Origin of the sequence: Pigmentiphaga sp. CHJ604, assembly GCF_036972535.1 — a bacterium.
Taxonomy (GTDB): domain Bacteria; phylum Pseudomonadota; class Gammaproteobacteria; order Burkholderiales; family Burkholderiaceae_B; genus Pigmentiphaga; species Pigmentiphaga daeguensis.
Window position 1 is genome coordinate 2,152,535 of sequence record NZ_CP136998.1, and the last position, 13,122, is coordinate 2,165,656.

The following is a 13,122-nucleotide window of genomic DNA, read 5'->3' on the forward strand; positions in this document are numbered from 1 at the left end:
GATTCCGGTTTGAAGCGCGCGTATACGCGGCGGAGAGTGTGATCATGACGGCATCGATCGAGTTTGCCGACGATAGTCCGGCGTTTGCCAACACCCAGCGCTTCCAGGACGTCAAGGCCGCGGCGCACGAGCATCTGCTGTCGCGTATCGAGGAACTGGGCGCGGAGTTCGGCCGCTGGTCCCGGACCGCGATCCAGCAGTTCGTCGACCTGGAGGTCGACAGTTTCGTACGGCTGCGGCGGGTCCCCATCAACGAATCCGAGCTCCGGCAGGTGGCGGCCTCGTTGACGAAAGAACTGGCCGGGCTCGGCCCGCTGGAAGACCTGCTGGCGGATCCGGCGGTCGAGGACATCCTGATCAACGGCTACGACAACGTGTTCGTGTCGCGCCGTGGCGTGTTGCAGCGGGAAGTCCTGCGTTTCAGCGACAACTCGCACCTGCTGCGCATCGTGCGCCGCATCCTCGCGCCGCTGGGCCGGCGGCTGGACGAATCCAGCCCCATGGTGGATGCGCGCCTGCCGGATGGGGGCCGCCTGAACGTGGTCATCGAGCCGCTGGCGGTGGATGGCCCCATGGTGTCCATCCGGAAGTTCCGCCAGGATCCGCTCAAGCCCGCCGACCTGCTGGCGCTGGGTACCTTCAACGAAGAGATCCACCGCCTGCTGAGCCTGGCGGTGCGGGAACGCTGCAACATCCTGGTCTCGGGCGGGACCAGCTCAGGCAAGACCTCGCTGCTCAATGCGCTGGCGTTCTTCGTGCCCGAGACCGAGCGCGTGGTCACGGTCGAGGGTACCGCGGAGCTGTCGCTGAACCATCCCCACGTGGTCAGGCTGGAAGCCCGCCAGGGCGGCTTCGACGGCGCGGGCCAGATCACCATCCGCGACCTGATACGCAACAGCCTGCGGATGCGGCCGGACCGCGTGGTCGTCGGCGAAGTCCGGGGGCCCGAGGTCATGGACATGCTGCAGGCCATGAATACCGGCCACGAAGGGTCGATGGCGACCATACACGCGAACTCCCCGCGCGAATGCCTGTACCGGATGGAGATGCTGGCGGGATTCGCGGGTTTCCAGGGCAGCGAGGACAGCCTGCGCCGGCAGATCGCCAGCGCGCTGGACTTCATCGTGCAGATCGCCCGCCTGTCCAACGGACGACGGCGCATCGTGTCGATCTCGGAAGTCACGGGCATGGGCGATAACGTGATTTCCACGCAGGAACTCTACCGCCACGAGAGTTTCGTCGGTCCCGACGGCGAAGAGAAGGATCGCTGGGTGTCGCTCGGCATCCATCCGCACACGCCCAAGCTGGCCAAGTACCGCGACCAGTTGCGGGTGACCATGGCGCCCGAACCGCCCCAGGGGGGCGGGGGCGGTTTCTGGTCCAGGGGACGATGATGTCCGCCCAGCTTCTTTCGGTGTTGTGCATCGCGCTGCTGCTGGTGGCGGCAGGGTTGTGGCTGTGGCAGAGCGCGAGCGAGCGGGGTCGCCGGCAGGCGACCAGCGCCTTCGTCGAGGAACAGCTCAATCGCTCCTTCGACCCTACGCGCGCGGTCGTCGCCACGGCCCAGCAACTGTATCCGCCGGTGCGCCCCCGGGGCGTGCGCGGGCGGTTCCAGAACATGTTGCTGCGCGCCGGCATCGAGCCCGGTCCGGCTTTCTACGGCCCGTGGCTCGTGGCGCTGGTGGCATTGCCCATCGTGGCGCTGTTGTTCGGCGGCGGTCTTGCCGCCGTGGTGACGTTGGCCCTGGTGGTGCTGGCCGTCCTGTTCCAGCTGTGGTGGCAGGCCGACAAGCGCCGGCGGAAGATGGTGCGTCAATTGCCGGGATTCATCGACGCGCTGGTGCGGCTCATCACCATCGGCAACAGCCTGGGATCGGCTTTCCAGACGGCGGTTTCGTCGGTCGATGCGCCATTGTTCGAAGTGCTGGAACGCGCCAACCAATTGAACCGGGCAGGCATGGAGCTGGATGCTTCGCTGGTGCATGCCGCGCGGCTCTATCGCTTCTATGAACTGGAGCTGGTCGCGGCGGTCATCGGCGTCGCATTGCGTTTCGGCGGTCGCAGCGACGTGGTGCTCGAACGCATGGCGGCCTTCATGCGCGACCTGCAGCAGGCGCGCGAGGAACTGCATGCGCTGTCGGCCGAAGTCAGGCTGTCGGCATGGATCCTGGCGCTGCTGCCGGTATTCGTCGCGGGGTTCATCGTCATCTTCAACAACGCCATGTTCGTGGGCATGTGGACCGACCCGGTCGGCCAGAAGATGCTGGTGGGCGCCTTCGCTTTGCAACTGGTCGGCTCTTTCTGGCTGTACCGCATGGCCAAATCGGTTTGAAGCTATGTCTACACAATTGTTGACCGCCGTCTCCCTGGTCCTGTTCGCCGCCGCCGCGCTGCTAGTGGGTGTGGCGATCCTGGTCCGCGGCTCGCGGCAGACCCGAAGCCGGCAGGTGGTGGACAGCGCCATCACTGCGCGGACCAATCCCGTGCTGGACGACGCCCTTGCCAGCGTGGCGTCGCCAGTCCGGCGCGGACGCGTGAGCGCGATGTTCGATGGCGCCGCGCAACTGGGCGAGAAGTGGGAACGAGGCAAGCTGGGCAACTATCTGCTCGAGGCCGAGGATCGGCAACTGATCGACCGATGCGGCTTTGGCGATCCGGCGCGCGCGCGTTCCCTGTTCATCTTCGCGCGGGTCGTGCTGGCTGTCGTCGTGCCGCTCCTGGCCTGGATGTTCGGCGGTGGCGGCGCGCTCGGAACGATGCTGTCCCTGTTCCTGGGGTTCGCCCTGGGCTACATGGTGCCGAAGTGGGCGCTGCGCCAGGTGGCGGCCTCGCGTACCCGCAAGGCCAAGGAAGAACTGCCGCTGTTGATCGACCTGCTGCGCCTGCTGCAAGGCGTGGGCCTGTCCATCGACCAGAGCTTGCATGTGATCGTGACCGAGTTCCGCACGGTGCTGCCCGTGCTGGCCGCGGAACTGGAGATCGCCGTCAACCAGCATGCCCGCGGGCTGTCGCGCGAACAGTCGCTGCAACGGCTGGCCACCGGTTTCGGCAACGAAGACCTGGCGGCGGTGGCGCGCCTGATCGTGCAGGTCGACCGGCATGGCGGAGCGGTCCAGGAACCCCTCAAGCAGTTTTCCGAACGCGTGCGCGAACAGCGGCGGATGGAGTTGAAGGAGCGCGTCGGCAAGCTGACGGTCAAGATGACGGGCGTCATGGTGCTGACCTTGTTGCCCGCGCTCATCATCGTCACGGGCGGTGCGGGATTCCTGGCTGTCTTCCGCGGCCTGGCGAGGATGGGAGGCTGAGATGACCGGGTCGATTCATTGCCCGGCGCGCATGGCCGGGTTGTTCGGGGTCTTGCTGCTGGCGGCGGGATGCAGCTCCACCGCGCCCTCGGGCTACGGCGTATCGGCGCCCAAGTTCAACGACGAGGCCATGATGCGCCAGCAGGTCGCGAACGACGAGCCGACGGCGGACAGTCGCGGCATGTATCTCTCGCTGATCCGGGAGATGCAAGGCAAGGGGCTCTATTTCGCGTCGCTGGCCCACATCGATGCGTTCGAGCAGCGTCATGGCGCGGCACCCGACGTGGAACTGCTGCGTGCCCATGCGCTGCGTGAGGCCGGGCAGTCCGAGGAAAGCGCCGTGGTCTATCGCCGCCTGCTCAAGACGGAAGTCGGCGCGGCGGCCGCACAGGGGCTGGGGCTGCTGGCGGGCGCGCGCGGCGATTATCCGGCCGCGGTGGTGTCGCTGCGCGAGGCGGCGCGCCTCGATCCCACCAATGCGCTGATCGTCAGCGACCTTGGCTACGCCTTGCTGCGCAATGGCGAAACGTCCGCTGCCAGACTGCCCCTGGCACAGGCCGCCGAACTCGCGCCGGAAAACTCCAGGATTCTCGCCAACCTGGCCTTGCTGCTGCTGGTATCGGGTGACGCCGGGCGGGCAGGGACCGTCATGGACAAGGCGGGCCTGTCGCCCGATGCGCGCGTGGCGGTGCGCAAGCTGGCCGACGATATCGCGCGCGGCGCTTCCCGGACATCCCGTCCGGCCGCGGTCGTGAAGGCGGATCCCGTCCCGGCCGCGGCGCCGGTGGCCAGTCCGTTCCCGGTCTCGTCCCTGGCACCCGAAATGTCCCGCGTACCCATGGCTCCTCCGCCCGAGCAGGCGCCGGCGGCACGCGGAGCGGCCGTGGTCAGGGCCGCAGCGCAGGAGTCCGCATCCATGGAGCCCGTGCGCGAGCCCCCGGTGCGGCCGGTTTCCGCGCCCATCCTGCAGCCGGTGCGCGCTCCCATGCAGTCCATGCTGGACCGGTTCAACTCGACCACCCCCTGATGCCGGCATGCCGAGGCGACCGGATCTTCTTCAACGATGACGAATACAAGTGGAATCAAGGCGATCATGAAATCTACCAGCCAATGCCCGCACGGACAGTCCGCTTCCCGGCATGTCAGCCGTTATCTGGTGCTGGCCGCGCTGCTGGCGGCCCCCCTGGCGCATGCGCAGAGCAACGCGCCGGTGACCGGTTCCATGCTGCAGGAGACGCCGGAGCAGCGGGCGCGCATGGAGCAGGCAGCGCGCCAGGCCCAGGCGGAAGAGCAGGCCCGGCGCGCGGCGGCCGCGCAACAACAAGCCGCGCAGGCACAACGCGAGGCGCAACTGCGCGCGGCCCCGCAGCAGGGGGCGGCGTCGACGCCGGCCGCGTCCCGGCCCGCTTCCTCGGTCGTGCGGCAGGTGCCGGGGCCGGGCCAGGCGCCGGCCGCCTCCGCCCAACCAGCGACCACGGCGCGCCCCCAGGCCGTGCAGTCTTCCGAGCAGCGCGTAACGACGGTGGTCACTCCGCAAGCGGCGGCGCCCGCCCAGCCTGTGGCAGCTGTCGCCGCGCCCGCTGCTGCTGCGCCCGCTGCCGTACCGCGATCGGAAGCAGCCGTGGCCACGGCATCCGCCGCGCCGCAGGGCAGGAGCCGGCCCAACGGCGATGTGACGAGCGAGGTGGTGCGCATGCAGGCCGAAGGACGCCAGGCAGGCCAGGCGCTGCCCATGCTGGGCGCGACCGCGTCGCCCAGCTGGAAGCGCTACATCGACAGCTTCTCGCATCCCATCCCCCAGTTCTACGAGACGACCTCGCAGCCGAAGCAATAGGCAGGTTTTCATGACACCGCATCGTCGTATCCCCTCGTCCGTTTTCCGGGCACCGCCGGCGCGCCAGCGGGGATCGGTGCTGATCGCGGCTGCGGCGGCGATGCTGGTATCGGTCACGCTGCTGGCTTCGGCGGACCTGGGCTATCTCTTCTACATGAAGCGGGAGCTCCAGAAGACCGCCGACCTGGCGGCTTTGGCCGGTGCCCAGCAACTGGAGCGGGACAGTTGCGTCGCCGCGAGCGCGGCCGCGCGCGGCAATGCCAACCTGAACCTGCAACGATTCGGGCTGTCGATGGGAACCTCGCCCGATCCGGTATGCGGGCGCTGGGATCCGAATCCGGATGCGGCCAAGAACACCGTGCAGGCCATGGAGCCTCCCTCCGAATCCTATAGCGGGACCGGCGGCAAGAAGTATTTCGGCACGCCCAAATCCTCGGTCGGCTTCAATGCGGTGAAGGTGGCCATTTCCCAGCAGGTCCCCCTGGTGTTGCCGTTCCTGGGCAATCGGTCGCTCTACGCCGAGGCCATCGCCGTCCAGGAAGCACCGATCGCATCCTTCTGGGTCGGCTCGAAACTCGCGACCACGAATTCCCAGACCGCCCCCTTGTGCGTGCTGCTCCGGGTCGTGGGCGCGAACCTTTGCGAAGACCTCAGCATCGGAACCTATGCCGGCCTGGCCGGCGTGAAGATCACGCCCAGCGGCTTGCTCAAGCAACTGGGCATCCCGGTGGGCGCGGACCTGAGCGTAGGCGAGTTGAACAGCCTGCTGGCCGCCCGCAAGGTCGAACTCGGGCAGTTGCTGAACGCCATCGTCAGCCTGGCGAACCAGAACAGCCTGCTGGGCCTGAACGCTTCGCTGCTGAACGCGTTGACCGCCAAGCTGGGCATCGATACGCTGCTGGTCCAGTTGGGTTCGAACAGCGTCACGAGCGGACTGTTCGCGCTGATCCAGGCGCCCAGCGCCGGTTCGGCGCTGAACGTGGACCTGGACGCGCTGGGGTTGTTGACCGCCGCGGTCGGCGTCGGCGTGTCCAATCATGCGGTAACCGTCAATCTGGGACTGCCGGCCGCCGTGAGTTCCGCCGTCGGACTCAAGACCAACGTGCGCGCCAGCATCATCGAACCGCCCTCGGTCGGCATAGGCGGCCTGGGTACCAAGGCCTACACGGCCCAGGTCCGCACCTTCGTCGACATCGCGACCGACGGCGGGCTGGTCGGCGGCCTGCTGGGGCTGCTCGGCACGCAGGTCAAGCTGCCCATCGTGCTCGACGTGGTCAGTTCGCAAGGCACGCTTACCGGCATGAGCTGCACGGCGCCGGCCAAGGCCACGATCAAGGTCGATTCGTCCATCGCCAAGCTGTGCATGGGCAAGATCAACGAATCCACGCTGTGGTCGACCCACGACGTCTGCGCGACCGGCCTGCAGGACGAGACCTTCGTCAAGCTGCTGGGCATCAACCTGCTGCACGGGCAGGTCAAGCCCGACATCCTGGCGCAGGATCCGGTCTACACCACCCTGGAAGTGGACCAGACCAAGACGGTGGGCCGGAACGAGCTGCCGCTGGGCGACACGGTGCAGGACCTGGTCAACCAGTTGCTGGCGCTGTTGCTGGCGCAGTCGTCCGCGGGCCAGGGCGCCCAGCTCGAAGCCTTCCCCGCCGACACGGCCACGCAGGTGGCGGACAAGTACCTGAACCAATACGGCTACACGCCCAGCGTGATCGAACAGAAGCTGCTCGGGGACGGCATCACCTGGCCCCGTCCGTGCGGCCTCCTGGGCCTGGGGACCTGCGCCATGCCGACGCTCTGGCGCCAGACCGTCACGCCGCTGCTGGGGTCCTGCAACCAGGCCTGCATGCGGACCGAACTGATCAAGGCCTTGCAGACGAGCGCCAGCAACGGCTTGCTGGGCGGGCTGCTCAATGCCGTGGGCGATCTGTTGGGCAGTCTGCTGGGCGGTGGAGGCAGCGGCCAATCGCAGAACCTGCTGCAGGCCATCCTGAGTCCGCTGGTCGGCTTGCTCAAACCCTTGCTGAACGAAGTGGGCAAGCTGCTGGCCAACCTGCTCGACGGGCTGGTCGGCATCAAGATCGGACAGACCGACGTGCATCTCATGTCATTGGAATGCGACAACGTTCGACTCGTCTATTGAGCGCGAACGACAACGATGGAGGGAACGGGCGTATCGCCATGAAGACACGACCTTCACAAGATGATCTCGACGTTTACGTCTGGGAAGGCAAATCGGATATTGCCGACCGTGTCGCACGGGCGCTGGCCAACTTCGACGTGGATGTGATACGGGCGGACAACATCGCCGTATCGCGCGACGTGACGAGTGTGCGCATGTCGGTCGCGATCATTTCGGTCACGGTCATCGACCGTCCGAGTTTCAGCGTCAGCGACTGGCAGGCCGGGCATGGCATGCCGGTGGTGTGGGTGGCGGCCGAGGCCCGGAACTCCGACCCGCGCGTCTATCCGCCCGAGTACTCCAATGTCCTGACGGCGGATTTCACCGCCGCCGAACTGCGCACGCTGGTCTTCAAGGTGGCTGGCGTGGTGCGGGAGCAGGGCGCCCGCGCCAAGGCGGCCGAGCCGCTCATCGCCACCTCCGCCTGCATGCGGGTCTTTCTGTCGGAGGTCGAGGCTTTCGCCGATTGTGATTCGACGGTGCTGATCCGGGGCGAGACCGGCGTGGGCAAGGAGCGCGTGGCGAGGCTGTTGCACGAGGGGCATCGCCGCTACGGGAAGGGCCCGTTCGTGGCGGTCAACTGCGGCGCGATTCCCGACGGCCTGTTCGAATCGCACTTCTTCGGCCACGCCAAGGGGGCTTTCACCGGGGCGACCTTCGCGCACAAGGGATATTTCGAGCAGGCCCATGAAGGCACGTTGTTCCTGGACGAGATCGGCGATCTGCCGCTGTATCAGCAGGTCAAGCTGCTGCGCGTCCTGGAGCAGAGCTGCGTGACCCGCCTGGGTTCGACTGCCGAGATTCCGGTGGATTTCCGTCTTGTGGCCGCGACCAACCGCGACCTGCGCGAACTGGTGCGCCAGGAGCTGTTCCGGGCCGACCTGTACTACCGGCTGGCGGTGATCGAATTGCAGGTGCCGAACCTGGAAGAGCGTGGCGCGGTGGACAAGATCGCCATCTTCAAGGCCCTGCTGGGACAGATCCTGCCCGAGCAGGAGGACGAGGTGCCCGACTGGCTGGCGGCGCTCGTCACGCGCACGCGCTTCCCGGGAAACGTGCGGGAATTGCGCAACGTGGCAGAGCGGGTGGGCGTGATGGTCAGGCAGTTCCGGGCCTGGGACCGGGAACGCATCGGCCGCATCTTCGCGTCGCTGTCCGAAGGCGTCATCCCGGCCAACGAGCGCAGCCCGCAGGAGCTGGCCGAGCGCAACCGGATCATCGGCGCGCTGGATGCCCATGGCTGGCGGCGCCAGGATACCGCCAATTTCCTGGGAATCAGCCGCAAGGTGCTGTGGGAGAAGATGCGCAAGTACCAGATCGTCGGCCAGGATGCGGAAGTGGCGGGCGAACTGGACTGACTGAAGCGGCTTGGCGCCAAAAAAGACTCAATAAAGAGCCCACGGCGCCGTACTTTCATTAAAATCGGACACGCTTTGTTACGGCCAGGCCGACGAACTCGATATGACCAAGGAAGCTGGAATGAAAATGAGGACATGCAGAATGTTCCGACAAGTGGGGATCGTACTGTCGCTTTCCATGGCATCCCTGGGCGTTTCCGCCCAGGTGGTCCAGAACACGACCGCCAAGCCAGGGACGCAGGCCGCGGCCCAGGCCGCGCCGGTCCGGCCCGTCGACGCGGCCCAGTCGGCTTCCAACAACAGCACGATGGCGGAACTGCAGCAGCTCATACAGAACCGTACGCTGAACGAACTGCGCACCACCTACAACGGCAACTACGGGGCCAGCCTGCTATTCAAGGCGGATGACCTGACCTATTACGTGGCGATGTTCCAGCAGAAGAACTTCTGGCGCGTGGTCAAGACCACGTCCGAGGCGCAGGCCGAGCAGACCTACAAGGCCTTTGTCGAGCAGACGGTGCAACTGGCCGACGTGGATATCCGCCGCATCAAGCTCGACGCCGAGCGCGCGGTGACCGAAAAGCTGATCAGTGCCAACGAGACGCGCCTGAACGCGCTGCAGAACGACCTGACCATGCAGCGCCAGCAGGAGCAGCAGGTGGCGGCCCGCCAGGAGCAGGCCCGCCAGGAAGCCGCCGCGCTGGCCAACGAGCGGCAGGCCGCGCGCGAACAGCTCAACACCCTCCAGCGCCAGATCCGCATGCTGGAAGAGCAGCAGACCAAGCTCGACAGCGCCAACAGCGTGACGAGCCAGGACGGCCGGCGCGGCCGCTGAGCCTCGATCGCCGCGCAGTGCCGGAACCGGGGCCCCAGGCCCCGGTTTTCATTTCGGAGCGCCAGGAACCAGCAAGGCTGCCAGCCCCAGCGCCGCGCCGGTCGCGCATATCGCCTGCCACTGGCCCAGGCTCCATGCCAGGCCGGCCAGTGCGGATCCGGCCGCGCCGCCAAGAAAGAACAGGCCGACGAACAGCGCGTTGATGCGGCTGCGCGCCGCGGGGTCGAGCAGGTTGACGGCGCGCCGTCCCAGTGTCTGGTCGCCGGTGACGCCGGCATCCAGGACGATGGCCGCCAGGCCCATCGCGATCCAGGACGCATGGCTGCCGTGCCCGGTGTTTCCGGCCCAGGCCGCCAGGGCAAAGGCGCCGATCATGCCGAGATGGGAGATCGCCGTTACCGGCCGCGTCCAGCCCCGGTCGCCGGCCCGGCCCACCCAGGGCGTGATGAAGGCGGCGGCCGCGCCCACCAGCGCGAACACGGCGATGCCGCGTTGTCCCACCGAGTAGGGCGGCTGCGCGAGGCGCAGCGCGACCGCGGTCCAGAACAGGCTGAAGGCCGCCATGCTGAGGGCAGCGCTGGCCGCGCGCCGGCGCAGGACCGGTTCGCGGCGCAGCAGCGATCCCAGCGACACGATCAGATCGAGGTAGCGCGGACCGGGCGGCGGCAGCCGGTCGGGAATGCCGCGCACCAGCGCCCGGCCGAGCGCCAGCGAGGCCATGGCGCTGGCGGCATAGAACGCGCGCCAGCCCAGCGTGTCGGCCAGCAGGCTGGCCAGCGGACGGGAAAGCAGGATGCCGACCATCAGGCCGCCCATGATGTCGCCGATCACCCGCCCCCTGATTTCGGGGCCCACCATGGCGGCGGCGATGGGCACCAGCACCTGGATGACGGAACTGGCCGCGCCCAGGACGAACAAGGCCGCCAGCAGCAGCGCGGCGAAGGGGCTGCACGCGGCGGTCGCCGCGGCCACTGCGGCGACCGCCAGCATCGCGAGCACCAGGCGGCGGTGCGGCGCCACGTCCGCCAAGGGCACGAGCAGGAATAGTCCGGCCGCATAACCCAGCAGCGTGGTCATGGCCATCAGGCCCGACGCCATCGGTGCCAGGCCCAGCGAGGCGCCCATGACGCCCACCAGTGTCTGCGGCGCGAAGAGATTGGTGACGAGGACGCCGGTGGCGGTGCCGAACAGCAGCACCGGGGGCCGGGTCGATAGAGACGCGCGAGGGGCCAGGGCCCCGGATTTGCCGCAGGTGGTCATGCAACGCTCCGTTTGATAAATTAATTGCATATCGAACGGAAACTTTATTTTTCTATCGCATGATCAAGCAATTCAATCCTTCGCATCATCATTATGCGCAGATGTCATGAATATCCATGACCTGGAAGCTTTCGTGGCGGTGGTGGAGACCGGTTCCATCGTCGGCGCATCGGCCCGCCTGCACCTGACGCAGCCGGGCGTCACCCGCCGCGTGCAGAATCTGGAGGAGCGCCTGGGCGCGACCCTGCTGGACAGGCAGTCCAAGCCCCTGAAGCCGACGGCGGCGGGCCGCGAGGCCTACGAGCACGGACGGCGGGTGCTGCGCTCGCTGGATGATCTGAAGGCCGGGGTGTCGCCCCACGGGGAAGTGCAGGGCGAATTCCGGCTCGGCATCATGCCCTATTTGTCCGAAGCCGCGCTGATGCAGCCCTTCGATCGGCTGCGCACCGATTTCCCGGCGCTGACCCTGCGCGTGACCTCGGGCTGGTCGCCGCGCCTGGTGGAGCAGGTCGCGCGCAGCGAGCTGGATGCCGCCGCGGTGTGCCTGGCCGACGGCGTGCCGCCGCCCGAGACCCTGGTGTGCGACGACCTGGGCGCCCAGCGGGTGCTGCTGGTTGCCGCGCGTTCGCTGAAGGTGCCGCGCCGTCCGGATCTGGAACAGCTGTCCCGCTTCCCCTGGGTCATGAACGAGAACGGTTGCGGCTTCCGGGCCTTCATCCGCCATCGCTTCGAGGCGGAGCGGCTGCCTTTCCAGGTAGCGGTCGAAGCGCTGAGCGTGGACCTGAGGATGTCGCTGGTGGCACGCGGCTTCGGCATCGGCATCGTGACGCCCGCCGCATTCGCGGGCGGCGCGTGGCGCGACGAGGTCCAGGTCATCGCGTCGCCCGATTTCCGTCCCTGCGTGCGCGCCTGGCTGTTGCACCGCGCGCCCGCGGGGCGGCTGGCGCGGCCCATCGCCGCGTTTCGGGAGGCGCTGGTCGATGTGTTGAGGGAGCCGGACTCGTTGCGCGAGCCTTGACCGCTGGTGGGTAGCCGGCCAGCGGTCAGGGCTCAGGTGGTGGACGTGGCACGGGCCGGAGCATGGCCGGCATCCGGGCGCCGGTCCACCCAGGCCAGCACGGCCAGCACCGCCAGCGCGGCCGCCGCTGGCGCGACCGCGGTCAGCACGATGTCCCGGGGGCTCCAGTTCAGCGCCAGCATCAGGCCACCCAGCGCCGGTCCGACGATGGAACCTATGCGGCCCGAGGCCGCGGCCCAGCCCACGCCGGTGGTACGGAGTTCCGGCGGATAGTAGGACACCGCCAGCGCGCTTTGTCCCACGCACCCGGTGATCAGGCCGGCGCCCATGCCGCCGATCACGGCCAGCACCTGCCCAGGCGCCAGCGCGACCTGGTTCACGACCAGTATCGAAGCGATCGCGATCAAGGTCGTGATCGCCAGGAGCCGCTTGACGCCCAGCTTCGCCACCAGCGCCATCATCGCCAGGCTGCCCAGCAGGCCGCCCATGCCGAAGGCGGCCGTCGCGGCCGGCGCCTGCGCGCGACCGAAGCCGAACTCGGCCAGCAGCGTGGGTATCCAGAAGGTCAGGGCATAGGCGTCCAGGAAGATCAGGAAGGCGAACAGCCAGAGCAGCCAGGTGCGCAGCCGCCACCGGCGGTCGAACAGCGCCGCCACGCTGCCGCCCTGGGCCGGCCGGGAGGCACGGGTTGCCGGGCCGCGGCCGGGAAGGACCTTCAGGAATAAGGGCAGCAGCACCAGCGGAAGGATGCCGCCTATCAAGAACACCGAGTGCCAACCGTACTGCCGCATCAAGGGCACGCCGGCCATGCCGCCGATGACGGCTCCCGCCGACAGTCCCGCCGCCACCAGCATCGCCGCCGTTTCCTTGTAGCGGGCCGGCGTCGCGCCGGCGGCAGCCGACACCGCCACGGGCAGCGCGCCGCCCAGACCCACGGCCGCGACGAAGCGCAGGGCTGCCAGCACGGGGACATCCGGCGACCAGGCGGACAGCAGCGTGCCCAGGCCGAATATCGCGACACTCAGGCCGCCCACCGTGCGTTGTCCCCAGCGGCCGGCCAGTGGACCGCATGCCAGATAGCCCACGACGGCGCCCACGCTGGTGGCGACGAAGGCCGGCGTGAACGCCGCGGGCGGCAGGCCCCATTCACGCGCCAATGCCGGCGCGACGAAGGCGATGGATGTGGTGTCCAGGCCGTCCAGCAGCACGACCAGGAAACAGATCGCCACGATACCGATGCGGGCAAGGCGCGAACGCGGAGCGTCGCCGGACGCGGCGGCCGATGCGGAGGAAGTGTCCATGGTGGTCCTTGCGAAGAAGG

11 protein-coding genes are annotated in these 13,122 nt (G+C 68.0%); 9 read left to right on the forward strand and 2 right to left on the reverse strand.

Features of this window, described 5'->3' with window-relative positions; genetic code table 11:
• Positions 1 to 44 precede the first annotated feature (44 nt).
• The 8 genes from R4823_RS10365 (at position 45) to R4823_RS10400 (ending at position 9,523) form a co-directional block, all read left to right on the forward strand.
• The gene (locus R4823_RS10365) at positions 45 to 1,394 is read left to right on the forward strand and encodes a CpaF family protein (protein ID WP_087839329.1); all 1,350 of its coding nucleotides are present in this window, start codon (positions 45 to 47) and stop codon (positions 1,392 to 1,394) included.
• Positions 1,394 to 2,332, forward strand: coding sequence for a type II secretion system F family protein (locus tag R4823_RS10370; protein ID WP_165963197.1), 939 nt, complete (start codon positions 1,394 to 1,396; stop codon positions 2,330 to 2,332). Before R4823_RS10365 ends, R4823_RS10370 begins: the two co-directional genes overlap by 1 nt.
• A 4-nt stretch (positions 2,333 to 2,336) precedes the next feature.
• On the forward strand, positions 2,337 to 3,305 hold the full coding sequence (locus tag R4823_RS10375; protein ID WP_087839331.1) for a type II secretion system F family protein: 969 nt from the start codon (positions 2,337 to 2,339) through the stop codon (positions 3,303 to 3,305).
• A 1-nt stretch (position 3,306) separates the two neighbouring features.
• Complete coding sequence (locus R4823_RS10380) at positions 3,307 to 4,332, forward strand: tetratricopeptide repeat protein (RefSeq protein WP_087839332.1); 1,026 nt, start codon at positions 3,307 to 3,309, stop codon at positions 4,330 to 4,332.
• Positions 4,333 to 4,398: 66 nt separating this feature from the next.
• Positions 4,399 to 5,139 (forward strand): DUF3613 domain-containing protein, encoded by a 741-nt coding sequence (locus R4823_RS10385; RefSeq protein ID WP_176400763.1) that lies wholly within the window; start codon positions 4,399 to 4,401, stop codon positions 5,137 to 5,139.
• A 10-nt stretch (positions 5,140 to 5,149) separates the two neighbouring features.
• Positions 5,150 to 7,291, forward strand: a complete 2,142-nt coding sequence (locus R4823_RS10390; protein WP_087839334.1) for a TadG family pilus assembly protein — start codon at positions 5,150 to 5,152, stop codon at positions 7,289 to 7,291.
• A gap of 38 nt (positions 7,292 to 7,329) precedes the next feature.
• Positions 7,330 to 8,688 (forward strand): sigma-54 dependent transcriptional regulator, encoded by a 1,359-nt coding sequence (locus tag R4823_RS10395; protein WP_087839335.1) that lies wholly within the window; start codon positions 7,330 to 7,332, stop codon positions 8,686 to 8,688.
• A gap of 142 nt (positions 8,689 to 8,830) precedes the next feature.
• Positions 8,831 to 9,523 (forward strand): DUF2968 domain-containing protein, encoded by a 693-nt coding sequence (locus tag R4823_RS10400; RefSeq protein ID WP_243724554.1) that lies wholly within the window; start codon positions 8,831 to 8,833, stop codon positions 9,521 to 9,523.
• 48 nt (positions 9,524 to 9,571) lie between these two features.
• On the opposite strand, the gene R4823_RS10405 is transcribed toward R4823_RS10400, so the two are convergent.
• On the reverse strand, positions 9,572 to 10,783 hold the full coding sequence (locus R4823_RS10405) for an MFS transporter (RefSeq protein WP_087839336.1): 1,212 nt from the start codon (positions 10,781 to 10,783) through the stop codon (positions 9,572 to 9,574).
• Between the two features lie 106 nt (positions 10,784 to 10,889).
• Here R4823_RS10405 and R4823_RS10410 point away from each other — a divergent pair, with 106 nt between their 5' ends.
• Entirely contained in the window at positions 10,890 to 11,801 is a 912-nt protein-coding gene (locus R4823_RS10410; RefSeq protein ID WP_087839337.1) for a LysR family transcriptional regulator, read from the forward strand.
• Between the two features lie 32 nt (positions 11,802 to 11,833).
• Here R4823_RS10410 and R4823_RS10415 read toward each other — a convergent pair whose 3' ends face one another.
• Positions 11,834 to 13,102, reverse strand: coding sequence for an MFS transporter (locus tag R4823_RS10415; protein WP_217896316.1), 1,269 nt, complete (start codon positions 13,100 to 13,102; stop codon positions 11,834 to 11,836).
• Positions 13,103 to 13,122: the final 20 nt, after the last annotated feature.

Bases quoted from the DNA above. Each gene is read 5' to 3' on its own strand.
- R4823_RS10415 (WP_217896316.1), bottom strand. From the start codon at position 13,102: ATGGACACTTCCTCCGCATCGGCCGCCGCGTCCGGCGACGCTCCGCGT.
- R4823_RS10385 (WP_176400763.1), top strand. From the start codon at position 4,399: ATGAAATCTACCAGCCAATGCCCGCACGGACAGTCCGCTTCCCGGCAT.
- R4823_RS10380 (WP_087839332.1), top strand. From the start codon at position 3,307: ATGACCGGGTCGATTCATTGCCCGGCGCGCATGGCCGGGTTGTTCGGG.
- R4823_RS10375 (WP_087839331.1), top strand. From the start codon at position 2,337: ATGTCTACACAATTGTTGACCGCCGTCTCCCTGGTCCTGTTCGCCGCC.
- R4823_RS10370 (WP_165963197.1), top strand. From the start codon at position 1,394: ATGTCCGCCCAGCTTCTTTCGGTGTTGTGCATCGCGCTGCTGCTGGTG.
- R4823_RS10395 (WP_087839335.1), top strand. From the start codon at position 7,330: ATGAAGACACGACCTTCACAAGATGATCTCGACGTTTACGTCTGGGAA.
- R4823_RS10400 (WP_243724554.1), top strand. From the start codon at position 8,831: ATGTTCCGACAAGTGGGGATCGTACTGTCGCTTTCCATGGCATCCCTG.
- R4823_RS10390 (WP_087839334.1), top strand. From the start codon at position 5,150: ATGACACCGCATCGTCGTATCCCCTCGTCCGTTTTCCGGGCACCGCCG.
- R4823_RS10405 (WP_087839336.1), bottom strand. From the start codon at position 10,783: ATGACCACCTGCGGCAAATCCGGGGCCCTGGCCCCTCGCGCGTCTCTA.
- R4823_RS10365 (WP_087839329.1), top strand. From the start codon at position 45: ATGACGGCATCGATCGAGTTTGCCGACGATAGTCCGGCGTTTGCCAAC.
- R4823_RS10410 (WP_087839337.1), top strand. From the start codon at position 10,890: ATGAATATCCATGACCTGGAAGCTTTCGTGGCGGTGGTGGAGACCGGT.